The sequence below is a fragment of the Pseudoflavonifractor intestinihominis genome (assembly GCF_040096055.1).
In the GTDB taxonomy this organism is placed as follows: domain Bacteria; phylum Bacillota; class Clostridia; order Oscillospirales; family Oscillospiraceae; genus Pseudoflavonifractor; species Pseudoflavonifractor intestinihominis.
The window spans coordinates 14,592-41,215 of record NZ_JBBMFK010000028.1; the positions used below are offsets into that span (position 1 = coordinate 14,592).

Here is a 26,624-nt window from a genome sequence, read left to right on the forward strand (position 1 = left end):
CCCCGCAGGCGTCCTGCCGCTCGGGTCATCTGTCGTTGAGGATCTTTTCCGGGTCAAAGGTAGCTGTCATACCCTGCACCGCCGCCACGCAGGCCCGCAGGCCGCCGCGCCGGTACTGGAGCTCAGCCTCAGCCAGCACCTGATCCAGTGCCTTTCGCTTCTCCCCGTCCGTCAGTGCATCCACCGCCGTGACCACGGTCAGGTCGGCGATGTCGCTGTCCGGGTCCACCTCTGCCGCCAGGCAGGTGTGGACGGCGGGCGATTCGATGTAGGAGCGGTCGGCCAGGAGGGTGGCCAGGGCGTCGGCCCTGGCGCAGCGGGCGGAGAACACCGTCACGCTGCTGGCAATGCCGGTGGTCAGGCTCCGGCCGCCCAGTCCGCTGGTGGCCACCCCGCCGATTCCGTGCTCCGGAAGAATGCGGACCACCCGGTCCACTCCGTTCCGGTTCAGATCATACAGGATGCCCATATCCAGCTTCTGGCCGGGGGCCAGGCGGAGGGCCACGTCGCCGCCGTTGTTGGCGGTGGCTTTTTCCGCCCCCCGCTCCCAGAGGAAGTCGGCCACGGCGTCGGACATGGCTCCGGCCACTGCCGCCATGGGCGTCAGCCAGGGGTCCCCGGTGGCAAGCACCGCGTCGGCCATCTGGCGGGCCGTGCCCGTCAGCGCTTTCGGGTCCACGTGGGCGGGGTAGCGGCGGAGCATGTCCAGCGACTGGCCCAGGGTGCGCAGGTTGTTCTCCACAATCTCCGCAGCCGCTGCGCACAATGCGCTGTCGCCCGCTCCGTTCCGCACCGCGGTGACCACCATGGAAACGGGGCCGTAATCGAAGTACACCTGTCCCGGAGCCAGCTCCCGGACCCAGTCCTTTTCAGCCGTCATTTACTCGCCAATCTCCTTGCGGAGCTCGTCGACAGGCTGGATGCAGTTCATATGGCCGCCGATGGCCTCATAGTCGGCCTTGGTCATGGTGTACTCCACAGGCGCCACAGTGGCGGGGGTGGGCACCCAGGTCACGCCGTGGTTGACCATCTTGCCGGCGTCCACGATGAAGTCGATGCCGCCGCCGGGCAGGATGTAGGCGGGGGCGCCGCCGATGGTGAGGACGGCCTTGCCCTCGTGGACAGCCTTGGTGATGGCCAGAGGCTTGGAGCAGACGCCGCCGCGGGCGCTGCCGCCGGTACCGCCGGTGTACATGACGCTGGTCAGGGACTGCTCACAGTTGTTCATGATGTCGTCAGCCAGAGCAGTGGCCTTGTCGGTCATGGGGATCTCCTTCACGTCGCCGTCGGCCTGGACCTCAAAGAGGGCGCGGATCTCACCGGTGGTGTTGAGCACCAGGATCTGCATGCCGGCGTGGGCGCGGGTCATGTCCACGCTCTTGATGGCGTCGCGGGGGGTCTCGATGGTGGTGCCGCCGATGCCGGTGCCGTGCTCGCCGAAGTAACGGCCGCGGGAGGACTTGCGGGCGTTGGGGATCACGCCGGACCACTCCATGCCCACATCGGCGCCGGCCAGGTGCTCGGTGAACAGGCCCACCACGTGGTGGTCGATGACAATGCACTCGTCAACGGCCTCCTTCATCTTCTTGGCAAACAGGCCCACGGTAGCGCTGCCGCAGCCGATGCGCATCTTGGACTCCTGCACGCCGTTGATGATGGGGGGCTTGCCCTGCTGCACGACGACTTTGATCTTCTTGTTGACGGAGAGCTCCACCTGCTCGCCGTTGGCCAGCTCGGTGATGGTGCGGGCCACGATGAAACCGTCGGGGCCGGTCAGCTTGTTGGCGCCGCCCACGGCGATCATCTTGGAGCCGTACTCCTCGGTGTTGACCATGCCCACCAGCTTGCCGTCACGGTAGACGGGATCGCCCTCTTCGCCGATGTAGGTGTTGGTGTCCAGCTTGACCACAACGGCGGAGTAGCTCAGGGGAGCCTCGGTCACCACGGTCACCACTTCCACGCCGTCCCGGACTCCGGAGACGATGTGGGGTGCGGGACGGATGCAGGGGTAGTTGGTTCCGGCACCCACGGCAGTCGTAAGGGGGCCTTCCAGGCGCTTGTCAGGGTAGACCACCTGGCTGTTGGGGGTCATCTCCAGCTTGCGGTTACGCACCAGCTCACCGTTGACGTTGGTGTAGCGCTTGCAGGCGCCGGTGTGGCCCAGGGGGACACGGCACTGCACGGAGCAGTGGGAGCAGACGGCGCAGTTCTCGCTCATCTCAGCGGGCTTGGAGATGGCGCCGAACTTACACACGCGGGTGCACACGCCGCACTCGCAGCACTTCTCGGCATCCACAACCGCCTTGCGCTCCACCACATGGACCGCGTCCAGGGGGCAGTTCTTCTGGCAGATCATGCAGCCCTTGCAGGCTTCCAGGTTCACAATGACCATGTAATGTTGAGCCTCCTCTGTATGATAGGCCTGCCGCCCCAAATCCCTCTGCGGGGCGGCAGGCTCATGTCAATTTTTCCGCTTACAGGACCTTGGCGGGACGCTTGCAGGGAGGCGTGTTGCGGCTCTTGGCAGCCTTGACCACGCCGTCCACCATGATGATGCTCAGGCCGGGGATATCGCCGCACTCGAAAGCCTCGACGGCGGTGTTGGCCACGGAGCCCATGGGGGCGTCCAGGAAGATCAGGTCGGCCTCGCGGCCCACTTCGATCATACCGGTGTTCAGCTTGTCATACACGCGGGCGGCGTTGCCGGTGGCCATGCAGATGGCGATCTCGCCGGGGATGCCGGAGATGGAAGCCACCTGGCAGATGTTGCGCAGGATGCCCAGGGGGATGATGCCGGTGCCGGAGGGGGCGTCGTTACCGAAGATGATGCGGCCCAGCTGGCCCTTCTCCTTGGCGCGGCGGGCGACGTAATCAGTGACCTTGGGGTTGCCGCACTGGACGATCTCCATGGCGAAGGTGGTCTCGTCCATCAGCTTGTCCACCTCGTGCAGGGGGATAGCGGTGGGGCCGCCGTTGATGTGGGAGATGACGTCGGGCTTGGTGGCCATGACCTGGGCGGCGGTGACGGTGGAGGAGCCGGGGATGGAGGTGCCGCCGGTGTGCATCTGCACCTTCATGCCGTACTTGTGGGCCCACTCGACCATGGGAGCGGCATCCTCGGGCTGCTTCACGCTGCCCAGGCCGATCTCGCCGACGGTCCAGACGCCTTCCTTGGCCATCTCAGCGAAGTCCGCCTCGGTGAGGCCCTTCTCCAGGATGACGCTGCCGCCGTGGACCTTCACGCCGCCGGGCTTCAGGGCGTCGAAGGACTTGTGAGCCAGGATGGCCAGAGCCTTGGTGCCGGCGGGATCCTTGGGACGGCCGGGGGTGTGGCACTCACCGGCGGAGATGATGGTGGTCACGCCGCCGTGGAGCTCGCCCTCGATGAAGTTGCTGGCGAACTGGCGGTGAGCATAGTCGCCCAGGCTGGTGTGGACGTGGGTGTCGAACAGACCGGGAGCGACGGTGGCGCCGGCAGCGTCGATGACAGTGCCCTTCTCCACCTCGGCAGCGATCTCGGCGGTGGAGATAGCGGCCAGAGCGTCGCCGCCGATGGCCTTGATCTTGCCGTCGGCAATCAGGATGGTGTCACCCTCGAGAACAGGCTTGTTGATGTCACCGCTGAGGATGGTGCCGATGTTCTTAATGACTGTCATGCTCATTGTGAAAAACTCCTTTCATCTTTTAGCCGGTGCTAAATCGGCGTTTTACCATTTTTCATGACGTGCTGGGAAAAATATTTGCTCTACCGGTCCCGCCTGCGGAGGGATCGGGTATCGCCTCAGGTGCAGGGAAAACCCTGATATATCAGCCGGGGTGCCCGTCGTGCTGGGCGCCCCGGCTGCGGTTTGCAATATGTAGCCGTCCGGGGCGTCTCAGGAATTAGACCAGCTTGTAGTCGCCTTCCTTGATCCAGCCCTGCTTACGCATGAACTCGGAAATCACGAGGGCAAGGATAGCGGGCAGAACGATGCAGATCAGAATCAGGCCGATCCAGTCCATCGCACCCGGGGCGATGGCGGCAGCGCCGTTGGTAACAGCCTCAGCAGAGGGGGTGAACCAGCCGGTGATGACGCCGATGGGGCCAACCAGACCGCTGGTGCCCATGCCGGAGGAGATGGGGGAACCGTTCATCTGCAGGTTGAAAATGCAGGTGGCAATGGGGCCGGTGATGGCGGCGGCCAGCGTGGGCGGCAGCCACAGGATCGGCTTGCTCATCAGGTTGGGAACCAGCAGCATGGAGGTGCCCAGGCCGATGGACACAAGGCCGTTCATCTTGTTCTCACGATAGGTGCACACAGCGAAGCCCACCATCTGAGCGCAGCAGCCGGCAACAGCCGCGCCGCCGGCCAGGCCGGTCAGGCTCAGCGCCGCGCACACGGCAGCGGAGCTGATGGGGAGGGTCAGAACGATGCCCACGATTACGGACACCAGGATGCCCATGAAGAAGGGCTGCTGTTCGGTGGCCCACATGATGATGGTGCCCAGCCAGGAAGCGAACGCGCCGATGGGCGGAGCCAGGAACTGCGCGACCAGAACGCCGACGATAATGGTGACAGCCGGGGTAACGATCAGGTCGACAGGAGTACGCTTGGAGACCAGCTTGCCGAAGAAGATGGCAATCAGAGTAACAAAGTACACGGCCAGAGGACCGCCGGCGCCGCCCAACGCGTTGGTGGCGTAGCCGACCGTGGCCAGGGAATAGAGGACGTAGGGATCGCACTTGACGGCATAGCCGATGGCCAGAGCCATGGCCGCACCCTGTACGGCGGAGGTCTGGCCGGAGATGCTCATCAGGAACTCGCCGACTACGCCCGGGATAAAGGTACCAACGGTATTGATGATTGTGCCGATGAGGAGCGAGGCAAACAAGCCGTGAGCCATGCCGCCCAGAGCCTGAATGCCGATGCGGTTCCAGGAAATCTCGATGTTTTGTTCTTTGAAGTACTTCCTAATGCCAGTCAGTTCTTGCGTGTTTTTCTGCTCGGTCATACTTTTCCTCCCTCTCATATCATATTCGGTAGATGGGGATTCCTGAGGGTGGGGCGGTGCGGTGCGCACCGCAGCCGCCCCTGTCGCCGGCTGTTATTGAAAAACGTATTTGGGGAATACGTTTCGCAACCAGAAGGTTCTTCTGCGGCAGGCAAGCTGCCAGTACAAATTTTTGGAATTTTTCTCTATAAGCCTTGCTTTTCCGCTTCTATATATTTATAATATAGGGTGATGCGGCAAAATTGTATATCGTTTTGCTCTAATGTCTAATTTTTATGCTTCCTAAATATTTGTGTAATAAAGGTTGCTCGGCATTTTAAACGAAAACTATATCCGCTTCATTGCCTATATTATAACATTCTCCCTATGGCATGACAAATACTTTTATCCTTCTAAAAGCCGATTGTTATATATTTTTTATATATGTCTATTGTTCAATACGGCAGATTATCAAGGGGTTGATTTGTGCAATGACACTAAAACAGCTGGAATATTTCCTTGAAATTGCCAAGATGGGCAGCGTTACCCGCGCGGCGCAGAGCCTAAATGTATCTCAGCCGCCCGTCAGCCTTCAGCTCAAGCTGCTGGAGGAGGAGCTGGGTTCCCCCCTCTTCATCCGTGACAAGCGCCATCTTGAAATTACGCCTGCGGGGACTCTTCTGCGGGAGCGTGCCCAGGCCATCCTGGCTCTGCTGGAGGAGACGTCCAGGGACATCCAGCTTATTTCTCAGGAACGGCACATGATCATCCGCATCGCCACCATTGGTTCCATCAACAGCCAGATTCTTCCTGAGAAAATCGCCCACTTCTGCAGCGCCTACCCCTATGTAAACTTTCAGGTGGTGGAGGGGCGCACGGAATCCGTCCTGTCCGCACTGCGGGAGAACGAGGCAGACATCGGCTTTGTGCGCGAGCCGTTCAATGTGACCACCTTCCACGTGGTGCCCATCCGCAACCCGCTCCTCCCGCCCGGTGAGGCGGACCACTTCGTGGCCCTGGCCAAGCCCTATTTCTTTGAGGGAAACGACAGCGATACCATTCCCCTGGAGGATCTTCAGGGCAAGCCGCTGGTGACCCACCGCCGCTACCGGGAGATGCTGATCACCGCCTGCCGCAAGCACGGCTTTACGCCCCACATCATATGCGAGAACGATGGGATTCAGTCCTCCCTCAGCTGGGCGCAGGCCGGCATCGGCATCGCCATCGCACCCTACACCTCCGCCGTTATCAACACGGACTCCTCTCTGGTCATCCGCCACCTGGAGGATCTGAACTTCAGCCCCCGGGTCTGCCTCATCTGGAGCCAGAACAAAAAGCTCTTTTCCGAGATCAACGCATTCATCAATCTGTTCTGAGAAGTGCAGCCCCCAAGGACAAAACTTGCCTGATTTCTCCCCGACATATGGATTCCTACGGGCTGAACGGTTTTTTACGCAAGTTTTTTGAAAAATCCTGCAAAAAACTATTGACAGATACCGGGGGTAAGACAGTATACTATTTCCAATGTAGTGCGCAGGGCAGCGCCGTCCATTTTCTCAGCAGCGGAGGGCGCCCCGGGCTACCGCAGATATATCTCAGCAGCGGCTCCCCACAGGAGACCGCGCTACAGATCAGGAGGTAAACATCATGGATTATGTGAGTCAGGTACTGTCGGACATCCGGGCCAAGAACCCCAATGAGCCGGAGTTTCTGCAAACCGCCACTGAGGTGCTCAATTCCCTGCGCCCCATCGTGGAGCGCCACCCCGAGTATCAGAAGGCCAAGCTCCTGGAGCGGCTGACCGAGCCCGAGCGAATCATCACCTTCCGTGTGCCCTGGATCGACGACAAGGGCGAGTACCAGATCAACCGTGGCTTCCGCGTCCAGTTCAACAGCGCCATCGGCCCCTACAAGGGCGGCCTACGCTTCCACCCCACTGTCAACCAGAGCGTCATGAAGTTCCTGGGCTTTGAGCAGATCTTCAAGAACTCCCTCACCGGCCTGCCCATCGGCGGCGGCAAGGGCGGCAGCGACTTTGACCCCAAGGGCAAGAGCGACGACGAGGTCATGCGCTTCTGCCAGAGCTTTATGACTGAGCTCTATCGCCACATCGGCCCCGACTGCGACGTGCCCGCCGGCGACATCGGCGTGGGCGGCCGCGAGATCGGCTACCTGTACGGCCAGTACAAGCGCATCACCGGCCAGTACTGCGGCGTGCTCACCGGCAAGGGTCTGAGCTACGGCGGCTCCCTGGCCCGCACCCAGGCCACCGGCTACGGCGTGGTGTACCTGGCCAACGAGGTCCTGTCCCACAAGGGCAAGAGCTTCCAGGGCCAGAAGGTCATCGTGTCCGGCTCCGGCAACGTGGCCATCTACGCCGCTGAGAAGGCCACCGAGCTGGGCGCCGTGGTCATCGCCATGTGCGACTCCAACGGCTACATCGTGGACAACAACGGCGTGGACGTGGCCACCATCAAGGAGATCAAGGAAGTCCGCCGCGGCCGTATCCGCGAGTACGTGGAGACCCACCCCCAGGCCGAGTACCACGAGGGCTGGCAGGGCATCTGGACCATCCCCTGCGACATCGCCCTGCCCTGCGCCACCCAGAACGAGATCGACCTGGATGCCGCCAAGAGCCTGCTGAAGAACGGCTGCTGGATGGTCACCGAGGGCTCCAACATGCCCTCCACCCTGGAGGCCATGGACGCCTTCGCCGAGGCCGGCATCCTGTTCGTGCCCAGCAAGGCCGCCAACGCCGGCGGCGTGGCCGTCTCCGCCCTGGAGATGAGCCAGAACAGTCTGCGCCTGTCCTGGACCTTCGAGGAGGTTGACAGCCGTCTGAAGGACATCATGTCCAACATCTACAAGAACATGTCCGCCGCCGCCCAGGAGTACGGCAAGACCCCCGAGGACTATGTCCTGGGCGCCAATGTGGCCGCCTTCATCAAGGTTGCCGACGCTATGATGGCTCAGGGCTGGGTGTAATCCCCCAATTTAACCGGTAGTATAAAGCGCCGTCTGTCCCCTGTGGGACGGGCGGCGCTTTTTGTATAATATAAAAGGAGTGTGCCCCTGCCTGACGGCAGGGGCACACGTTTTGGTGTTTTACCACTCGTTGGAGGACTTGATATGGGAGAGGATGACCATTACAGACACCTCTCCATAGGGAGAAGACGTCGTGCCGCACCGGACCTCCCAGTAGTCGTTGGTGCCATGGGTTCCCTTGCTGTAGAAGTACATACCGGCCACCTGGGACTCCGAGAAGCCGCATTCCTTCAGCGCCGCCCGGTACGAATCGAACTCCGCTGTGGTAGCAGAGGCGTACATATAGCCAGCCTTTTTGCCCTCGGTGTAGTCCATCTGTGTGCGGCTGCTGCTGGTGAACTCGTCGAAGGAGGGGATGCCCTCAAAGCCGTAATAGGTATCATAGGGATAATCATAGTCGGGGGTCTCAGTGCCGGAACCGCCCTCGTCGCCTCCGGTGGAGCCGCCCTCATTTCCGCCGGTAGACCCGCCGGAGCCGCCGCCGTTGTAGTCGGCAGGGGTGCCGTAGTAGTAGAACTCCATTCTGACGGCGTTATCCAGGATATCCGTGTCGATATAGGTGTGAGCCTGGATGTTGTAATCCATATTGGCCGTCACCCGCTCGATCATGGTCTCCTGCCCCAGGACGCGGTTGTTGGCGTCGTAGAAATACAGCTCAACGGTGCAGTTGCTGCGGGTGGTCCGGCCCTGAATGCTGGCCTTCACCTCATACTTATCTCCGCTGGAGGTGTACTCCACGCTGGTAAAGACCAGGGAGGTGATGTTGTTGGTGTCCATCACCTTGCCGCTGCTGTAATAGCTGGTCAGGTTCATGGGGCCGTACTCATGGTTGAGGAGAGGCACGCTGACGCTGGCCTTCTTGTCCACATAGACCCAGCAGGTGTCATACTTGCCGCTGGGAGCCTTTGCGGTAATCTTGGCGGTACCCTCGCCCACGGCGGTAACGGTGCCGTCCTGGGACACTGTGGCCACTCTGGTATTGTCCGAGCTCCAGGTGAGGGAGCTGACGCTGGCGTTGGAGGGGGCCACGGAGACGGACAGCTTGCGGCTGTCGCCCTCCAGCATATCCACGCTGGAGTCGGTGAAGTCCACCCGGGTGATGGCCACGTCGGTGACCGTCACCGAGCACTTGGCGCTGACGTTGCCCGCTGTGGCGGTCACGATGGCGGAGCCGGCCCGCTTGGCCGTGACCTTGCCGTCGTCCGTGACGGACACCACGTCGTTGCTGACGCTCCACGTCACCTTGGTGCTGGCGTTGGCAGGGGTCAGGGTGGCGTTGAGCTGGAAGGTCTCGCCGTTTTTCAGGCTCAGGGTGCTGCGGTTGAGGCTGATGGCGGTGGCGGCCACCTCCACCTTCTTCAGCGTGATGGACTGGCGCTGGCTGGGCATGGCCATGCGGGAGAGGATGGCGGACACAGAGGCCCGGTCAATGGTGGTCTCGGGCAGGAAGGTGCCCAGCTTGTCGCTGCCGGTGAGAATGCCGGCCCGGTAGAGGGTGTAGATGTCGGCGTAGTTGGCGCTGCCGGAGGCCACGTCGGGAATGCCGCCGTCCTCCACGGTGTTGATGCCCTTCAGCGCGCTTGCGGGCAGGGCCTTGGCCATGATGGCGGCAAACTGCCGGCGGGTGGCGTTGGCGTTGTAGTCGCTGTACTGGCCGGAGGTGATGATGCCCTTGGCAATGGCGTAGTCCACATAGGGCTGGTACCAGATGGTGCCGCCGGTGAAGGTGGCGTTGTCGCCGTAGTAGGTGCTGTATAGGCGGCAGGCCAGGGCCAGGGTGGAGCTGATGGTGATGGGGTCGGTGGGCGAGAAGGTGGTCTTGCTGGTGCCCTCCACCAGGCCCAGCTCGTAGGCGGTCTCCACGCTCCCGGCGTACCAGCTGCCGGCTACCACATCGGTGAACTGGCCGGCGGGGTAGTCCCGCTCGGTCTTGAAGTTGTCCATGCTCTCGGCGGCAAAGGCCGACGTGGGCAGCAGCGACAGGCACAGCGCGCCTGCCGCCAGCATGGAAATGAACTTCTTCTGTTTCATTCGCACGTTCCTCCTGTAATCATGCTGGATTTTCTAAACAGCCCGGCATTCCCGTCCTGGGCTGCTTAAAACAGGGTCTTCTCGTTTTCGGCAAAGAGCTTGTCGTTGATCTCGCTCAGCTCCATATGGTGAGTGATGCCGAAACCGATGATGGCGTCCCGCTTGTTTTTGGGGTAGATCTCCGCCAGGGCCGCCTGCCGGAGCAGGCGCTGGGTCTCGTCCAGCGTTGCGCCCAGTCCCACGCACAGGCAGAGCAGCTTGTCCCGGGAGGGCTTCCGTCGCCCGGAGAAGACCTGGTGCAGGTATACCTCGCTCATCCCCGCCTTGCGGGCCAGGGCCGCCTTGGAGATATCCTTTTTATCATAGAGCGTATTGAGCAGCTTAGGAATGCTCCGATCTGAAAAATAGAAGCGGTTCTCCTTGATATAGGAGTCGATATCGTCTTTGCTCATCAGCTCCTGGCTCAGGTCGTCCGTCGTCTTCTCCTCCACGCTTCTCACTCCTCTTTGACTTCCAAATGTAAATCGTATATACTAAATCTACAACATTTGGTATGAGGATACAATATGCCCACTGCATAGTGTTTTAGATTTTGGGGTGATTTCCATTTATACTTGGCTGTCCGATATTCTGCGCGAGAAGTATCAGCTTGTCCGGGTTCTGAAGGAGAGTCCCCGGGGCAGTGTACGCCTGATCCGCCACAAAACCACCGGCCAGAAGTTCATTCTGCGGCATTTTACAGGCAATTCCGAGGTCTACCGCGCCCTGCTGGACTACACCTGCCCCAATCTGCCCACCATCTATGAGGTGGCGGAGCAGGACGGAGAAAATCTGGTGCTGGAGGAGTTCATTCAGGGGGACACCCTGGGCTTTCTCCTCAAAGGCGCCCTCTTCTCCCCGGAGGAGACCAGGAAAATCGTGACCCAGGTCTGCCGGGCCCTGTGGGTGCTCCACTCCATCGGCGCGGTCCACCGGGACGTGAAGCCGGAGAATATCATCCTGCGGGGAAATGAGGCGGTGCTCATCGACTTTGACGCCGCCCGGCTCCACAAGCCCGAGCACGACAACGACACCCAGATCCTGGGCACCACCGGCTATGCCGCCCCGGAGCAGTACGGCCTGTCCCAGTCGGACATCCGCACCGACATCTACTCCCTGGGCATCCTCATCAACGTGATGCTCACCGGCGAGCACCCGTCCAGGAAGCTGGCAGGCGGGCGGATGGGGCACATTGTGGACCGGTGCACCCACGTCAACCCCCAGCGGCGGTACAAGAACGTGCTGCGGCTGATGGAGGCCCTGTAGCATGAGCGGCAGGACCAGGCCGTGCCCCCACTGCGGCGCGGCGCTGCCGGAGGAGGCCTCCTTCTGCCCCCACTGCGCCCAGGCTGTCCGTCCCCGGAAGGAAGTGGCGGTACCGGCCCGCATGTGGCGGAAAAAGGTCCGGCGGGCTCTCTTGCTGGCGGGACTGGTGCTGCTGACGGCAGGCGGCCTTCTGCTGGGGGCGGCGCTGTACCAGGCCGTCACCCCCGACCTCTACGACGCCTACGGCGAGGTGGTATACTCCAACGGCAGCAATTCCTACCATCTCTACCTCACCTTCCAGGACAACGCCTCCGGCCCCCAGCCGGAATATACAGTGCAGACGGAGAAGTATGTGGCCTATGAGCGGGCCTCCAACCTGTTCATCACCCACGTGGACAGCGGACACAACGCCAGCCAGATGTTCCTCCAACTGGTGGACACCTTCTACGCCCAGCTCATCCAACCGGAGGACAGCCCCTCTCCCATGACCTGCTCCCAGCCCATGTACCAGTCCTACGACGACGACGCGGCCCTGGTGACCGTGGTGAATCTCTCCGGCCAGAGCAGCCCGGCGGAGCTGGTGTGGACCTTCAACATGAAAAACGGGGACACCATCTGCCTGCGGCAGAAGCTGTACCTGGAACAGGTGGAGACCCTGGACTACTGCCCGGAGGACTACCCCATGGACACCATCGAGGAGCTCCAGGCCCTGGTGGACCAGATCGCCGAAACGGTCTCCCCCTCCGCCATGGTGTACCTCCATCTGCCCCCGGTCCACTACCAGGGCGGGCTCACCATCCGGGGCCGGGGCGTCAGCCTGTACGGCAGCGTGGATGAGAAGAACATGCGCACCGCCTTCACCGGGCCGGTGGTGATGGCCCCGGAGAAAAAGCCGGTATCCTTTATTCAGAATATCGACTTCCGGGGGAGCGGCTCCGGCGTGGGGCTCACCGTCTCCGCCGAGAGCCAGGTGGAGAACTGTCTGTTCTCCGGCTGGGACACCGGGCTGCTGGTCACCGGCGACGACTGGTGCGACCCGGTGGGCTGCTGGTTTGAGGACAACACCGTGGGCTTCTGCTTTGACAGCGCCGGGGATTACGCCAACTATACCCGTTTTGAGTACAACACCTTCCGCAATAACGGCACCGCCGTGCTCCTCAAGCAGGTACCCGCCGACAGGACCATCAATTTCATCGGCTCCCGCTTCACCGGCAACGATATGAACATCGACAACCCCTGCGGCCACCCGGTGGACATCGCCTACGCCACCTTTGAATAACCCGCAGAGACGCAGAACAGAGAGAGGATTTGCCATGGAACACCTTTGCCCACACTGCGGCGCCCCCCTGCCAGCGGACGCCTCCTTCTGCCCCCACTGTGCCCAGAGCGTCCGGACCCGGAGGCCGGCCCAGGTTCCCGCCCACCTGTGGCGGAAAAGGCTGAAAATCGCAGTCCTTGTGCTTGTGCTCCTGGCAGTTGCCGCCGGGCTGCTGGCCCTTTTTCTCCGCAGCAGCGCCCCCACCGGCCTGCCTAAGGGGGAGGTCCATCAAGTGGTGCTCACCGAGGACGAGGACGGCATGGTCAAGGTCACCGCCGAGCTGATGCGGGAGTTCTTCCCCAAGGTGACCTATATCAACTTCGGCACCACCTCCCTGACCAGCGACAACATCGACGACTACCTGGTCAGTTGCTTCCAGATGGCCGCGCTGGTGTCCTCCCAGGGTACCAGCGGCTCCGACGGGGAGTGGGGCCAGTTCAACGCCCGCAACGCCGGGGGCGACAGCCTGTATCTGCTGCTCTTTGACAGCAACACCCACTTGATGGGCTACTCCATCGGACCGGCTGCCAACCTGGGAGATGGCCAGTGGCAGCTGGACGTGACGCTGTGCGACTACGACTTCACTGACCTCTACCTGGAGCAGAGCGCCGCCTTCGAGAACGAATGGCAGAACCTCTTCTCCACCTACATCCCCCCGGAGGAGCTGGAGGCCTCAGGGGTGGTGTGGTTCCTGAAGGGCTACAACACGGGCCGGGGCCCGGTGCTGCGGAAGGATGACTCCCAGATCTACCGCCTGTGGCTTCAGTTCCACGACCCGGATATGGAGCAGCAGTGCCGAGAGATCGAGCGGCTGGAGGAATTCCTGCCCAACGAGGGCCGCTGGATGTGCTACCTGCTGCTGGACGCGGACTACAATCTGCTGGGTTACACCATGCTGGACTACCAGGAAAACGGAGGATAAGCCATGGAACAAAAATGTCCCCACTGCGGCGCGGACCTGCCGGAGGAGGCCTCTTTTTGTCCCCATTGCGCCACGACCGTGCACCGCCGCAAGGCAGCCAAGGTGCCGGTGCCCATGCTGAGGAAGGCGCTGACCGTCCTGTTGGTTCTGGTCATTGTCTCCGCCGTGGCCGGCGGGCTGTGGCTGAAGCTGAAGCCCAAAACCTACGACGAGTACGGCCAGGTGATCTACACCGCCGGGGACGGCACCGTCTATCAGGTGCTGCTGGGCTCCAACGCCGACCGCTTCACCCCCCAGCCCCAGCTGACCGTCTCCTGTGAGGCGGACGGCCAGTACCGGATGCCCTCCCGGCTGTACATCAACAACAGCGGCTCCGGCGAGGACGCCAACCAGGCCTTTCTGGAGCTGGTTGAGTCGGCCTCCGCTGAGTTCATTCACCAGGAGGACAGCCCCTCCCCTATGGTATGCTCCCAGCCCGCCTATAATGAGGCCCTCCCCGACGCCGCCCTCATCTCCCTGCTGGACTTCACCGGAGAGAGCACCCCGGCGGAGCTGGTTTGGACCCTTCACATGAAGAACGGGGACACCATCCGCCTGCGGCAGACCTATGAGCCGGAACTCATTGAGATCAGGGACTACTACCCGGAGGACTACCCCATGGACACCATGGAGGACCTCCAGGCCCTGGTGGACCAGATCGAGAAGGACGTCCCCCTGCCCACCGTGGTGAACCTCCATCTGCCCGCCGTGACCTATGAGGGCGAGCTCACCATCCAGGCCCGCCCCTTCAACGTGTACGGCTCCACGGATGCCGACGGCAGCCGCACCACCTTCACCGGCACCGTCTTTGTCACCTGTCCCAACAGTGACATCATGTATTTTCAGGACCTGGACTTCGTAGGCAGCGGGACGGGCTGCGGCGTGTCCACCTCTGCCTTCTTCCGGGCCACCAACTGCTCCTTTACCAACTGGGAGACCGGCGTGCTGGCCTATGGCACCTGCTGGGTCAACGTCATCAGCTGCCGCTTTGACGGCAACCAGGTGGGTTTTGACTTCAACAGCACCGGAGAGTACGTCAACCACTCCCTGTTCAACGACAACCATTTTTCCAACAACGGCACCGCCGTGCTGCTGGAGGCCGTCCCCACCGACGTGACCATGGACTTCCAGGGCTCGGTATTCTCCAACAACCAGACCGATATCGACAACCGCTGCGACCAGCCCCTGGACCTGTCCCAGTCCACCTTTGATATCAAGGAGTAAATACCATGGAACGCAAATGTCCCCACTGCGGCGCGGACCTGCCAGAGAACGCCGCCTTCTGCCCCCACTGTGCCCGGGATGTCCATTCCCGGAAAAAGGCCGGAAAACCGGTTCCCCTCCGCAGGGTGCTCCTGCTGTGCCTGGCGGCGCTGATTGTCATCGCTGCCGCCGCGGCCATCCTGTGGAACCGTTTCGGCGCCTATGTCCCCCAGGAGTACGACGGTGTGGGCGAGGTGTACTATGCCAGTGAAGACAGGACCTATCAGCTGCTGGTGGCCTGGCCCAACGACCGCTGCCAGAGCGCCCCGGACATCTATCAGCAGGGCGGCCCGGATGACAACTACCGCTGGCCCTCCCGCTGGTACGTCAACGACGCCGCCACCGGCGCGGACGCCTGGACTGAATTTGAACCTCTGGTGGAGCAGGTCACCGTGGAGGTGGTCCAGGACGAGAACGCCGCCTCTCCCCTCACGGCCACGGTCCCCAGCCACGACGACTACTCCCCTGACGCCGCCATGGTGTCCTACCTGGACTTTACCGGCAGCTCCGGCGAGCCCCAGGTGGTATGGACCGTCCAGATGAAGAACGGCGACGTGATCCGGGTGCGGCAGAACATCCACATCACCCCCATCATCACCCATGTCTACAACTGGCAGGACTACCCCATGGACACCATTGAGGAGCTCCAGGCCCTGCTGGACCAGATCGCCGGCGAGACCGCCGCCAACGACCAGGTGGAGGTCTACCTGCCCGCCGTGACCTATGAGGGCGATCTGGAGCTGCCCGGCCGCTCCATCGACTTCTACGGCTCCACCGACAGCGCGGACCGCACCGTCCTTCGCGGCAGCGTCACTCTCAGAAGCGGGAGCTATTATTGGATCAACTACTTCTACGACATGGACTTTGTGGGGGACGGCACGGACATCGGTATCTCCGCCCCCGCCAAGTTCTGGCCCGTGGACTGCACCTTTACCGGCTACAAGACCGCCGTGCTGGCCTACGGCGAGGCCTGGGTCAACGTGACCGGGTGCACCTTCACCGGCAACCAGGTGGGCTTCCACTTCAACTCCACCGGCCAGTCCGCCTCCCATGACCTGTATGAGGACAACCAGTTCCTGAACAACGGCACCGCCGTGCTGCTGGAGAACGTGCCCACCGAGATGACCATCTACTTTGACGGCTCGGTGTTCTCCGGCAACGGCATTGACATTGACAACCGCTGCGGCCACTCGGTGGATGTCTCGGCGGCCGTTTTCCAGTAGCCCCCTTCCCCCGCAGTAAATAAACCGCTCTCTCTGCTCTAAGCAGCGCATCAGCACGACAAAAGCCAGGAAACGAAGCAGTTCCGTCTGCCTCGCCTCCTGGCTTTTCAAACTTGGTATTCCGGTACACATAAAAAGGACAGACCGCCCCGTTTGGGCGGTCTGTCCTTTTTTGCTGTGTCAGGCTGGGATCATGAGATCGGTGCTGATCAATCAGCCCGCATTCTCAGCATCCCCAGTGTCTTCCACACTGCCGGTCTCGCCAGTCTCGCTGGTGCTGCCGGTCTCGTCGGTCTTGCCGGTTTCACCGGTAGAGACGGTCTCTTCGGTCTCGCTGGTCTCACCAGCGGCGCCGGTCTCGTCGGTGACATTGGCCTCGCCGTTGTCGCTGTCGTCGCCGGTATCCGGCTCAGTGGCAGTACTGGTGCTGCCGATGGCAATGCCCTTGATCTCCAGCACGTCGCCCACGCAGTCGATGGGGATGATGGTCTCGCCGTCCAGGCTGATGGAGTACAGGCAGTTCTTGCCGTCGCTGAAGATGAACGTGCCGGTGAAGGGGTTGTAGTCCATCTCACAGACGTTGTTGGCAGTGTCCACACCCAGGTGCCGCTTCACGTAGTGGTACTTCATGCCGGAGGCGTTGAAGTCCACCACCATGAGGGAGGTGAAGGCACCCTCGGCAACGGTGTTCTCACGCACCACCACGTACAGGGTGCCGTCCACCACAGTCAGAGCCTGAGGCGTGTCAGGCAGGAGCTGCTCGGCGGTGTACAGCAGAGGATCCGTGCCCAGGTTGGACAGGGCATACTGCTCGATGTAGTTGCCGGAGGTCACGTACAGGATGTCGTTCACATCATCATAGGCCATATCGGAGTAGTTCACGATGCTGGTGATGATGCAGCCCAGGAAGGTGTTCATGCCGGTGTTCAGGTCATAGCGGTAGATGCAGGGGAACTGATAGTCGGGGTCCTCCACCATGTAGTACATGGTGTCGCCGCTGATGTCCATGCCCACCACGTTGCCGTTGACGGTGCTGTCCACCACGGTGTACTCATAGGGAGCCTCGGGATCGAAGGAGATGAGGCCCTCGGAGGGGGTCACGGTGTAGGCCACGGAGCCGCTGGTGGCGGCCGCCACGGTCACCTGGCAGGTGTCGCTCAGATCGCCCTGAGTGGCGGTGATGGTGACAACGCCGGGCGCGACGCCGGTCACCATGCCGTTCTCGTCCACCGTGGCGATCTGATCGTCGCTGGTGCTCCACGCAACGGTCTGGTCCACGCCGGAGGGCTTGACCTCAGCGCGCAGCTGAGTCTGGCCGTTGACGACGCAGGCGGCGTAGTCCTTGTTGATCTCAACCGCAATGGCCTCGCTCTCGGGCAGCTCGCTGGCATCGGGCACCGCGCACAGCAGGCCCATGAACAGCATGCCCACCTTGGCCTGGTCTCTGATCACCAGAGCCATCTTGCCCAGGTTGGTCACAGCGGCGTTGTCGCCCAGCTGGATCATCACCAGGCCGTAGGAGGCGTTGTCGTAGTAGCCGTAAGGAGTGAGCTCCTTGCCGGTGGCCGCCAGGTACAGGCGGTTGGTGGCGGCGTCATAGGTCATCTGAGGCCGGTAGGAACCCATGTAGGGGTCGGCGCAGATGTACATGGACGCCAGGCTGTCGGTGTACTCGGTCATCTCGGTGCACGCGCCGGTGGCGGTGTCGATGGTGACCAGCTTGGTGGGGATGGTCGTGTCGTCGCTGAAGACCATGCCGCCGATGCCGTACAGGGTGCCGTTGTTGTCAGCGGCCAGGGCAAAGACGGGAGCGTCCAGCTGGGCGACCTCGGTCAGCTCGCCGTTGCTCAGATCCACGGTGCACAGCTTGCCACAGACCAAATCGTAGTTGCCGGTCTGGCTGTTGTAGGCCTGCGTGGCCGGGGTGACAGCGTACATGGTATTGGTGGTGTAGTCGTAGGCCATGGCGCTGACCACATCGCTGACGGTGCCCAGGGTGGTGAACTGGTTGTGGTCCTCGGCGTTGATGCGCAGGAAGTTGCCCACAGAGTCGTAGACATAGTAGTCGCCGTCGAAGTAGGCGCCGGTGCGCATGCTGTAGACGCCGATCTTGCTGTCGGCCAGCTCGATGGAGGAAGGCGCATAGTCGTTGACGTTCAGCCAGAAGTCGAAGTAGCCGCTGCCGCCCTGGTCGGAGACCACGAAGGCGTCCAGATTACCAGCGGAGGGGAGCACGGTCACGTCGATGGTGTCGGTGAAGCCCTCCAGCTCCACGGTGATGGTGGCGGTGCCGGGCTGCTTGCAGGTGATCATACCGAACTTGTCCACGGAGGCCACGTCGGGGTTGCTGGACTCCCAAGTACGGGTCTGGACCGTGGGATGGAGAGGCTCGGTCTGGGTCTTCAGCTGGACCTGAGCGCCCGCCAGGTTGGTGATGCTGTCGCCGTTGGTGATGGAGATGCCCTCCACGGGGATGGTCTTGGCCTCCAGCTCGTCATCGGGGATGGTGAAGATGACGACCTGCTCCACGCCGTACTTGCTGGCCACATCGCCGATGTCAGTGACCTGGGCGGTGTAGGTGCCAGGCTCCCACTCGTTCTCCTGGAGAACCACCAGGTTCAGGGGGTTGTTGCCGGAGTCCATGCTGGGGTTCCAGTAGATGTTGCCGGTGTTGTAGTCGTAGCCCATGGCAGCGTAGTACCAGTACTCCTGGCCGTTGCCCTGGTAGACGCAGCTGAGCGCACCGGTGTCGGGGTTGACCGTGTAGAGCTTGCCGTCCATGTCGGCGCAGAGGATGATGGTGTCATCGCCCTTGCAGATGACGGTCATGGCGGTCATCAGGGTGTTGAAGTTTCCGTCGGGATCATAGAACTCCACCAGGGGATCCACGGAGCCGGTGCTCCGGTCCACGATGCACAGGCCGTTGTGGGTGAGGTCCACGCCGTAGAGCCGACCGGTGTTGTAGTCGAAGCCCAGGTTGCCCACTTCGATGTCCAGGGTGTTGCCCACCTTCTCGGGCTCGCCGAAGACGGTCTCAGCGGGGGTGGCGCCCTTGGTCACCTGGGTCTTGTAGAGGGAGGTGCCGGAGTAGATCAAGTTGTCCTCGGTCCACTGCTCCATGGTGACGGTGTAGACATAGCCGTCATAGTAGGCGCCGCCCTGCCACAGAGCGGGGCTGGTGACGACCTCGCCGTCGCTGATGACGCTGGTGGTGGGAGCGGACAGATGGGTGATGGTGTTGGGCGTCTGATCGCTGTAGGTCACCCACTTGAACTGGTTGGCGTTGTTGTTGTCGTCGGTGACAATGTAGCCGAAGATCTCGTCGCTGGAGGCAACCACGTGGACAGTGGAGGTAACAGTGGTGTCAACCAGGTTGCCCTCCCAGTCATAGATCTGGGTGGTGGCGGAGATGGTGGTGTCGCCCGCGGACAGGGCGGTCACATAGCCGCTGGCGGAAACCGTGGCCACGTCCTTGTTGCTGCTGTCCCAGGTGATCGGGTGGGTCTGAGCGTTCCAGGGCGTCCACTGAGCCTCCATGCGCATGCTGCGGCCCTCCAACAGCCAGGTCTCATAGGGGCTCAGGCTGACATTGGTGGCCTTGGCGTCGGTGAAGTTGATGAGGTCGGACTCCATGTCGGTGGGGATGAACAGAGCGGAGGCGGCGGTGGGACCGTAGGTACCCAGCTCGGTCATCTCGCCGGTGGCGGGGTCGATGGTGTAGACGTAGCAGACGTCGATGTAGGTGCCGCCGGTAGGCGTCTGGCTGTGGGCGACCCAGTAGATCAGGTCCTGCTCGTGGTCAAAGCACATGGACTGGACCACGTTCAGGCCGGTGTAGTTGGGCTTGCCGCTGAACTCGGTCAGCGCACGCACCTCGGTACACTCGCCGGTGGCCTTGTCGATCTTGTAGAAGATGGCGTCGGTGGAGATGCCGTAGAGCTGGCCGTTGTCGTCGCAGGCCAGGGTCACGATCTCCTGGCCGTCGTTCAGGCCGGTGAGCTCCGCGATGGTGCTGGCGCTGAAATAGCCGTTGGTGTAGAAGTCCAGACGGTACAGGCCGTTGATGCCGTCGTCCTTGGTGTCGCCGTCGGTGTCGCCGGCATAGGTCCAGCCCACCGCGTACAGGCGGTCAACGGAGACATAGTCGCCGTCGTCCTGACCCACATAGTCCAGGGCCATGTCGTAGTAGGTCACGAAGCCGGGCTGGCCCTCGCTCTTGGAGCTCTTCTCGATGGTGTAGGTCTCCCAGTAGGAGCTGTAGGGCGTCAGCAGGACCAGGTCGCCGTTGTTGCGCTGGGCCACGATGCGGCCGTTGACGTACTCGGCGGAGAAGTAAGTGGTGGTCTCGCCGGTCTCGTTGCGCAGGTCGGTAAGGTCGTTCTTGTCAATGCTGAACCAGCCCTGCTCCAGGGTGGACAGGCCGGAGGCCTCGCTGCCGTACAGGCGGCCGGAATCCAGCGCTTTGGGCGCGGGCTTCTTGCCGGCGTACTCGCCCAGCTCCAGGGACACACTCAGCTCCAGCTCGTTGCAGGCGTAGTCCGCCAGCACGATGGTGAAGTCGGGGCCGAAGCCGGTGATGTTGCAGGTCTCGGTGACAGACTCGCCGGGCTCGTTGGCCACTTCGTAGCGGCCCAGCAGGTTGTTGTCCTCGTCCACAAAGAGGACGGCGGCCAGGTTGGTGTTGTCCTGCATCTCCAGGGTCAGGGAGATCTCGCCGGTCTCCTTGTTGATGTTGACCGCATCCTGCAGGCTGTCGCTGTTGAGGATCTGAGGCTTGACGGAATCCAGGGTGACGGGGAAGGACCAGGTGTCGTCCACGATGTCGTCGCCGTCGTCCAGCCAGGCGTTCACGGTGTAGATCGCCTTGGTGCCGTCGGGCAGCTGATTGCCGTCGGCATCCAGGCCGCGCCAGACATAGTTCTCCGTCTCGTCGGCGTTATAGATGTAGAAGGGGAAGATGAACGCGTAGGTGGAGTTGTAGTAACTCTTGGTGGCGTAATCTGTCTCGAAATTGAAGTACTGCTTGCTGCTGTCGGTGCTGTCCGTGACGGTGAAGCTGAGCTTCTTGGCGTTACGGAGCATACCGAAGTCCAGCTCAGCCAGAGGATTGGCGTAGGAGAAGGTGTTGTACTCCTCGCCGGTGCGGCTGCTGCTGCGGATGTAGGGGTTGGTGCCCAGCACGGTCTGGTTGAAGGTGTACACGGTGCGGCCGTACAGGCTGGGATTGTCCACGTCGTCAAAGACAGGAGCGGCGGACCAGTCGCCGTAGAAGCCCAGGAAAGGCATGTTCAGATCCACGCCCTCGGCGTCCTGATTATAGAGGTAGACAAAGCCCTCCACATAGATGCCGTTGGGGAACTGGTTCATGTACGCCTTGTCCGCGTCGGTGAGGACGATGTGGGCGGTCAGGTTCACGGTCTTGCCGGCGGGAACCAGAATCTTGCCAGCGCACAGGTCGGTCAGCGCAGAGACGTCTTTCTCGTCCACCACACCGTCGCTGGTGACGTCCAGGTTGCCATAGCAGGGGTTGGTGTCGGGAATGGCCTCCACGCCTTCCACATGGCGCAGGAGCATCCGGGCGTCGGCGGTGGTGACCTTGCCGTCGCCGTTGAAGTCGTAGTCCAGGTAGTCGGCGTTGTTGGCGGTCACAGTCACCTTGGAGGCCAGGCCGTAAGCGGTGTTGGCGATGTACTCGTCATAGGCAATGGTCTCGGTGAGCACATCGGAGCCCACGGTGTAGGTCTGGGCCTCATCGGAGATGTTGGTTACGGTGAAGGGGAAGGAGTAGACGCCGGTCTTTTCGGGATCGTCGCCGAACTCGCCCTTGGGCCGGTTCTCGCTGTTGCTGGTGCTGGCCAGATAGGCCTCAGTGCTGGTGGACTCCACCAGATTGGCCAGGCCGGCGCCCTGAGCACGGGGAGAGACAGGCAGGTCGTTGAGGGTAATGGGATCGGCGGTGCTCATCAGCAGCTGGGCCTCCAGCACGCGCAGGTCCTTCTTGGACATGTCGGGATACTTTTTCTCCAGATACTGCCGCAGCACTGCCACAGCGCCGGAGATCTGGGGGGTGGCCATGGAGGTACCGCTCATGTAGCCATAGCCGGAGGAGACGTACTCGGGATCACGGGTGGAGTAGATGTTGCCGCCCACGCCAGCGATCTCGGGCTTGAGCTTCAGGTCAGGGGTGGGGCCCCAGGAGGAGAAGTCGCTGATGGTCTTGGGCAGCTGGAAGGACATGGACTCGCCGGAGATGGTCAGGGTGCCCTCTCCCATCTCAGCCAGGTAGGCGCCGTCCGTATTGGAGATGGACACGCAGGGGATGAAGTCGCTGCCGGTGTTGATGCCCATGTTCAGGGCGCCGGCCACGTTGTTGTAGATGATCAGGGCCACCGCGCCGGCGTCCTGAGCATTCTGCTGCTTGTCGGTGAAGGCCACGCCGCCGCCGCGGGAGACCACGGCGATCTTGCCCTCAGCCGCGGCAAACTCCTCGGCGCTCTCGCCGAAGCCGTCGATGACCACAAAGTCGTAGTCGGCCTGGCCGCTGGTGTTCAGCAGGCGCGCCAGCGTGTTGGGGTTGCCGTTGTCGGTGTAGCCGATGTTCTTGTCGCCAACGGTGAAGTACATCATGGTGTTCTTGTCGTTGTCCACAGAGGCGACAGAGAGGGCGGCGGAGAAGGTACCAGGAGAACCGGTCAGGCCGTTATCGGGGTCGGTGATCTTGGACATGTTGTAGCCGTGGAGGTTCTGGAGGGCGCTGTTGGTGTCGTTGCCGGAGGCGATGACCACCTGCACGCCGGCCTCCTCCAGGGCGGTGAGGATGGCGGTCATGTCGGCGTCAGCGTCGGTAAAGCCGGCGGCGGAGCCCAGAGACAGGTTGGCCGCGTCCACATCCAGATACACGCAGTCCTCCAGGCCGGCCATGACCACGTCCCAGCCGGCGCCGTCGCCGCCGAAGACCTTCATGACCAGCAGCTGGGCCTCGGGCGCCACGCCCACCACGTCGGAGCCGGTGCCCGACTCGATCTTGTTGGCGGCGGCAATACCGGCCACGTGGGTGCCGTGGTCGCTGCCGGTGCCGTTGTGGGAGGCATCCAGATTCCCGTCGTTGTAGTTATAGGCGAAGGGGATCTTGGTGTTGCGGTAAGTAAGGGCCGGGTTGCCATTGCCCTGGGAGGCGTTCAGATCGTTCCACACGGACTGCAGCTCCGCAACGGTCAGGGGATCGTCCAGCTGGTCATCGCTCAGCGGGGCAAAGTTGGGGCTGTCCATGTAAATGCCGGTATCCAGGATGGCGATCCGCATGCCCTTGCCGGTGTAGCCGGACTCATTGAGGATATTGGAGCCGATCATGGTAGTGGCATTGGTGGTCATGGGAGACAGGCTCTCCTGATCCTCGGGCACCTGGAACATGGGCGCCACATAGACCAGGGACACCTGGGGCATCTGAGCGATCTCGCTCTTGTTGCCATAGGCGGTGGTCACGGAGAGGCCTGTGGTGGTGGCAGTGTAAGTATAGCCGATGGAGAAGCCCTCCTCGTCGCCATAGGCGGCGGTGAGTTCGTCGATGAAGTCGTCCAGGACGGCCTCCTGCTCCTCACGGTAGGACTCCACTTCGCTGGTCCCCTCGGAGATCTCCTCCACGGAGAAGCCGGCGTCCAGCAGGGAGTCCTGCTTCAGGTTGACCACGAAGGTGACCAGGTCGTCCGCCTCGGGCTCCTGCGTCTTGGCGGGGCTCTCCCCGTCCACGTCCAGACCCACGGTATTCGCGTCGTTGTCCACCTCTTCGGCGGTCACGTTCACGTCGTCCTGGGCGTTGTCCTCGCTGAGGGTATCCACCTGCGCGGTGTCACTGTCCTCGGCGACGCCGGCCAGAGACAGGGGACCCACGGAGTCGTCGGTGACCGCTTCTCTGGATGCAGCAAAGCTGATATCCTGCGCCATGGCGGACATGGGCAGCGTACTGCACGTCATGACCAGCGCCAGCAGTAAGGCTGGGATTCTTTTCTTCATAATATCGCTCTACCTGCCTTTCTTAGCCCTGGTTGGCGGTCACGAGACGCCAGACCATAACGGCGATCTGCTCACGGGTGGCATTGTCCGCGGGCTTGAGCTGCGTGGCGCTGGCACCCTTGATGATCTCGGAGCCAACCGCCCACTTCATGGCATCCTGGGCCCAGTCGAACACCTGATCCGCATCCTGGTACAGCTGGATATTGCCGGACTTGGTGGTGTCATAGCCCACGAGCTCCGCATACCGGTAGAGGAAGGCGGCGATCTCCTGTCTGGTCAGCAGGCCGTTGGGGTTGAACTCCGTGGCGGACACGCCCTTGGTGATGCCGCTCTCCACAGCCCAGCGCACTGCGTCATAGCAGTAGTCCGTGCTCTTCACGTCGGTGAAGGGATTGCTGCCGGTCACAGCGGGCGCACCGGACATCCGGTAGAGGATGGTGACGATCATGCCGCGGTTCATGGTCATGGTAGGCGCGAAAGAGGTGGCGGACACGCCGTTCATGTAGCCGTTCTTCACCATAAAGTCAATGCCCTCATGGTAGATGGAGTCGACGCTCACATCGGTGAAGTTGTGGCTGGGGCAGTCGGCACCGCCGTCGCACTTGTCGCCGGGCTGGCCGCCGGTGGGCGTGTCGTCGTCAGGAATCTCGGAGTCATCCGAAGGCCATCCGCCGGGCACCGGGGAATAAAGGTCTCCGATGGCGGTGGACACCTCTGCAGCCAGGGTGTACCCGCCATCACCGGTATTCAGACCGGAGATATAGTCCCCGCCGGCCTCACCGGCCAGAGAGATGGTGGTCGTACCGCCGGCCACGGAGTTGAAGCAAACCGTGATGAACGCGCCCGCATCCACGGCTTCCGTGCCGGCAAAGGCCAGGGTCACCTGGCCGGGCACGTCAGTGTTGACGGAGAGCACCGTTTTGGCCTGCTCGGCCCAGGTGCTGTCCAGCTCGGCGGAGGCGTAGGAGAGCTTGTCCGCGTCATACTTGACAGTCAGTCTGCCGTCGGCGACCATGCCGCTGACGAGAGCGTTGATGGCCACCTCCACCTGGCTTCCTTCTTCGTACCAGTCAGCCGTGGTGAGCTGCACCGCGGGGACCTTCTCGGTCTCCACAGCCATCGCAGGCACACACAGGCAGCTGACGGCCATGACTACCGCAAGCAGACACGTCAGCCATTTTTTACATCGTTTCATTCTTTTCCCTCCTTGTGAATCTTCCAACCCAAAGAAAATATGGATTGCCGCCTACTGCACCTGGTCTCTGCAGCAAAAGGGAGTCCTCCTTTCCAGGATATTGACTAGCAGGCAATCCCGACCTGTTTACTATAGCAAAATTTTTCCGTACTTTCAAGGGCTAACACTCTACCATGCTAGCATATTAAAAATATTTTTTCGTGTTTTTTCTATATTAAGGAAGTTACACATATATTTTCTATCTTGAATTTTATGTAAAATGCATCATCGTAAAAAGTAGCTTCCATATAAAGTAAACAAATCATATTTTTTCTTTTTTCTTTCAAAGGAATATTCGCCCAGAAATGGAATTGCAACCGTGCGCCGGCGTATTCCAACCGCAATCCGCCCTTCTCGCTGCCGGGACTGCCGCCTCGACGCAAAACGCCCCCTGCATCGAAGCTCGATGCAGGGGGCGTCTCATCCGATCAGTCGATCTTCCGCTGAAGGCTTCCCACAGCGGGGCGGTATCTCCAGTACACATAGACGGACAGGAGCACGGTCAGGGTATCCGCCGCGGCCTGGGACCAGACCAGGCCGAACATGCCGAAGATGGTATTAAGCAGGAACAGCATGGGGATGTTGAACACCAGCCACCGGGTCACGCCCAGGAAGAGAGAGATCCGCCCCTTTCCGAAGGCCTGGAACAGGTAGACGGTGAAGAAGCTCATAAACATCAGGGGCGTGGCCAGCACCCGGATGCGCAGGAACTGGGAGGCCAGGCTCACGGTCTGGACGTCGGCGATGAACAGGTGGGAGAACTGGACGGCAAACAGTTCGTAGAGCACGATGCTGATGCCCGCGATCACCAGGCCCAGGGTGCGGGAGAGGCGGATGGCGTCGTTCATCCGCTTTTCATTTCCCGCGGAGTAGTTGTAGGCCACCAGCGGCATCATGCCCTGGCAGATTCCGATGCCCACGTTCAGCGGGAAGCGCTCCACCTTCAGCACGATGCCCACGGCGGCCAGGGCCAGGTCGTCATAGGAGACCATCAGCTTGTCGATGATCACATAGTCCAGATCAAAGAGGAAGGTGGTGATGGCCGATGGGATGCCCACGCCGAACACGGCGATGACGCTCTCCTTACTGGGCAGCCCCACCTTCAAGGAAAAGGTGATGGCCCTGTCCCGGCCCATCCGCACCAGCACACCCACAAAAAAGAGGAAGGCCACACAGTTGGACAGGCAGGTGGCAATACCGGCCCCCAGCACCTCCTGCCCGTCGGGCAGCAGCACGAACATGAACAGGGGGTTCAGGGCGATG

At 61.7% G+C, this 26,624-nt stretch carries 16 protein-coding genes; 7 read left to right on the top strand and 9 right to left on the bottom strand.

What is annotated here, in order from left to right:
• Window positions 1-25 precede the first annotated feature (25 nt).
• The 4 genes from WMO64_RS14120 to WMO64_RS14135 all read right to left on the bottom strand — a co-directional run bounded on the left by WMO64_RS14120 (window position 26) and on the right by WMO64_RS14135 (window position 4,992).
• A complete protein-coding gene (locus WMO64_RS14120) occupies window positions 26-880 on the bottom strand; it encodes a hypothetical protein (RefSeq protein ID WP_294520469.1) in 855 nt (284 codons plus the stop codon).
• A complete protein-coding gene (locus WMO64_RS14125; RefSeq protein WP_294520472.1) occupies window positions 881-2,392 on the bottom strand; it encodes a DUF362 domain-containing protein in 1,512 nt (503 codons plus the stop codon). It abuts the gene before it with no gap.
• An 82-nt stretch (window positions 2,393-2,474) separates the two neighbouring features.
• On the bottom strand, window positions 2,475-3,662 hold the full coding sequence (locus WMO64_RS14130) for an amidohydrolase family protein (protein ID WP_294520475.1): 1,188 nt from the start codon (window positions 3,660-3,662) through the stop codon (window positions 2,475-2,477).
• A gap of 220 nt (window positions 3,663-3,882) precedes the next feature.
• Window positions 3,883-4,992 carry a PTS sugar transporter subunit IIC gene (locus WMO64_RS14135; protein WP_294520478.1) on the bottom strand — a complete coding sequence of 370 codons (1,110 nt, stop codon included), beginning with the start codon at window positions 4,990-4,992 and terminating at the stop codon, window positions 3,883-3,885.
• A gap of 470 nt (window positions 4,993-5,462) precedes the next feature.
• On the opposite strand from WMO64_RS14135, the gene WMO64_RS14140 reads away from it, so the two are divergent.
• Together WMO64_RS14140 and gdhA are read left to right on the top strand one after the other, a co-directional pair.
• Window positions 5,463-6,347 carry a LysR family transcriptional regulator gene (locus WMO64_RS14140; protein WP_349232376.1) on the top strand — a complete coding sequence of 295 codons (885 nt, stop codon included), beginning with the start codon at window positions 5,463-5,465 and terminating at the stop codon, window positions 6,345-6,347.
• 271 nt (window positions 6,348-6,618) lie between these two features.
• Window positions 6,619-7,956, top strand: coding sequence for an NADP-specific glutamate dehydrogenase (gene gdhA / locus WMO64_RS14145; RefSeq protein ID WP_349232377.1), 1,338 nt, complete (start codon window positions 6,619-6,621; stop codon window positions 7,954-7,956).
• Window positions 7,957-8,076: 120 nt separating this feature from the next.
• Here gdhA and WMO64_RS14150 read toward each other — a convergent pair whose 3' ends face one another.
• Window positions 8,077-10,047 carry an Ig-like domain-containing protein gene (locus WMO64_RS14150; RefSeq protein ID WP_349232378.1) on the bottom strand — a complete coding sequence of 657 codons (1,971 nt, stop codon included), beginning with the start codon at window positions 10,045-10,047 and terminating at the stop codon, window positions 8,077-8,079.
• Window positions 10,048-10,112: 65 nt separating this feature from the next.
• Window positions 10,113-10,538, bottom strand: a complete 426-nt coding sequence (locus WMO64_RS14155) for a helix-turn-helix domain-containing protein (RefSeq protein ID WP_349232379.1) — start codon at window positions 10,536-10,538, stop codon at window positions 10,113-10,115.
• 106 nt (window positions 10,539-10,644) lie between these two features.
• Here WMO64_RS14155 and WMO64_RS14160 point away from each other — a divergent pair, with 106 nt between their 5' ends.
• The 5 genes from WMO64_RS14160 to WMO64_RS14180 are packed head-to-tail and all read left to right on the top strand — an operon-like array spanning window position 10,645 to window position 16,117.
• Window positions 10,645-11,352, top strand: coding sequence for a serine/threonine protein kinase (locus WMO64_RS14160; protein ID WP_294520494.1), 708 nt, complete (start codon window positions 10,645-10,647; stop codon window positions 11,350-11,352).
• 1 nt (window position 11,353) lies between these two features.
• Window positions 11,354-12,631, top strand: a complete 1,278-nt coding sequence (locus tag WMO64_RS14165; protein WP_349232380.1) for a zinc-ribbon domain-containing protein — start codon at window positions 11,354-11,356, stop codon at window positions 12,629-12,631.
• Between the two features lie 34 nt (window positions 12,632-12,665).
• Window positions 12,666-13,592, top strand: coding sequence for a zinc ribbon domain-containing protein (locus tag WMO64_RS14170; RefSeq protein ID WP_349232381.1), 927 nt, complete (start codon window positions 12,666-12,668; stop codon window positions 13,590-13,592).
• 3 nt (window positions 13,593-13,595) lie between these two features.
• Window positions 13,596-14,855, top strand: a complete 1,260-nt coding sequence (locus WMO64_RS14175) for a zinc-ribbon domain-containing protein (RefSeq protein ID WP_349232382.1) — start codon at window positions 13,596-13,598, stop codon at window positions 14,853-14,855.
• Window positions 14,856-14,860: 5 nt separating this feature from the next.
• Window positions 14,861-16,117 carry a zinc ribbon domain-containing protein gene (locus WMO64_RS14180; protein ID WP_349232383.1) on the top strand — a complete coding sequence of 419 codons (1,257 nt, stop codon included), beginning with the start codon at window positions 14,861-14,863 and terminating at the stop codon, window positions 16,115-16,117.
• 213 nt (window positions 16,118-16,330) lie between these two features.
• Here the strand turns inward: WMO64_RS14180 and WMO64_RS14185 are convergent, their stop codons facing one another.
• The 3 genes from WMO64_RS14185 to WMO64_RS14195 all read right to left on the bottom strand — a co-directional run bounded on the left by WMO64_RS14185 (window position 16,331) and on the right by WMO64_RS14195 (window position 26,602).
• Window positions 16,331-24,127 carry a S8 family serine peptidase gene (locus WMO64_RS14185; RefSeq protein ID WP_349232384.1) on the bottom strand — a complete coding sequence of 2,599 codons (7,797 nt, stop codon included), beginning with the start codon at window positions 24,125-24,127 and terminating at the stop codon, window positions 16,331-16,333.
• Window positions 24,128-24,149: 22 nt separating this feature from the next.
• A complete protein-coding gene (locus WMO64_RS14190; RefSeq protein WP_294520512.1) occupies window positions 24,150-25,322 on the bottom strand; it encodes an S-layer homology domain-containing protein in 1,173 nt (390 codons plus the stop codon).
• A gap of 467 nt (window positions 25,323-25,789) precedes the next feature.
• Window positions 25,790-26,602 carry an MATE family efflux transporter gene (locus WMO64_RS14195; RefSeq protein WP_349232385.1) on the bottom strand — a complete coding sequence of 271 codons (813 nt, stop codon included), beginning with the start codon at window positions 26,600-26,602 and terminating at the stop codon, window positions 25,790-25,792.
• Window positions 26,603-26,624 lie beyond the last annotated feature (22 nt).

What these genes read in the sequence shown, in the direction of transcription:
- WMO64_RS14120 (WP_294520469.1), bottom strand. Translation starts at nt 880, where the DNA reads ATGACGGCTGAAAAGGACTGGGTCCGGGAGCTGGCTCCGGGACAGGTG.
- WMO64_RS14125 (WP_294520472.1), bottom strand. Translation starts at nt 2,392, where the DNA reads ATGGTCATTGTGAACCTGGAAGCCTGCAAGGGCTGCATGATCTGCCAG.
- WMO64_RS14130 (WP_294520475.1), bottom strand. Translation starts at nt 3,662, where the DNA reads ATGAGCATGACAGTCATTAAGAACATCGGCACCATCCTCAGCGGTGAC.
- WMO64_RS14135 (WP_294520478.1), bottom strand. Translation starts at nt 4,992, where the DNA reads ATGACCGAGCAGAAAAACACGCAAGAACTGACTGGCATTAGGAAGTAC.
- WMO64_RS14140 (WP_349232376.1), top strand. Translation starts at nt 5,463, where the DNA reads ATGACACTAAAACAGCTGGAATATTTCCTTGAAATTGCCAAGATGGGC.
- gdhA (WP_349232377.1), top strand. Translation starts at nt 6,619, where the DNA reads ATGGATTATGTGAGTCAGGTACTGTCGGACATCCGGGCCAAGAACCCC.
- WMO64_RS14150 (WP_349232378.1), bottom strand. Translation starts at nt 10,047, where the DNA reads ATGAAACAGAAGAAGTTCATTTCCATGCTGGCGGCAGGCGCGCTGTGC.
- WMO64_RS14165 (WP_349232380.1), top strand. Translation starts at nt 11,354, where the DNA reads ATGAGCGGCAGGACCAGGCCGTGCCCCCACTGCGGCGCGGCGCTGCCG.
- WMO64_RS14170 (WP_349232381.1), top strand. Translation starts at nt 12,666, where the DNA reads ATGGAACACCTTTGCCCACACTGCGGCGCCCCCCTGCCAGCGGACGCC.
- WMO64_RS14175 (WP_349232382.1), top strand. Translation starts at nt 13,596, where the DNA reads ATGGAACAAAAATGTCCCCACTGCGGCGCGGACCTGCCGGAGGAGGCC.
- WMO64_RS14180 (WP_349232383.1), top strand. Translation starts at nt 14,861, where the DNA reads ATGGAACGCAAATGTCCCCACTGCGGCGCGGACCTGCCAGAGAACGCC.
- WMO64_RS14185 (WP_349232384.1), bottom strand. Translation starts at nt 24,127, where the DNA reads ATGAAGAAAAGAATCCCAGCCTTACTGCTGGCGCTGGTCATGACGTGC.
- WMO64_RS14190 (WP_294520512.1), bottom strand. Translation starts at nt 25,322, where the DNA reads ATGAAACGATGTAAAAAATGGCTGACGTGTCTGCTTGCGGTAGTCATG.
- WMO64_RS14195 (WP_349232385.1), bottom strand. Translation starts at nt 26,602, where the DNA reads ATGTTCGTGCTGCTGCCCGACGGGCAGGAGGTGCTGGGGGCCGGTATT.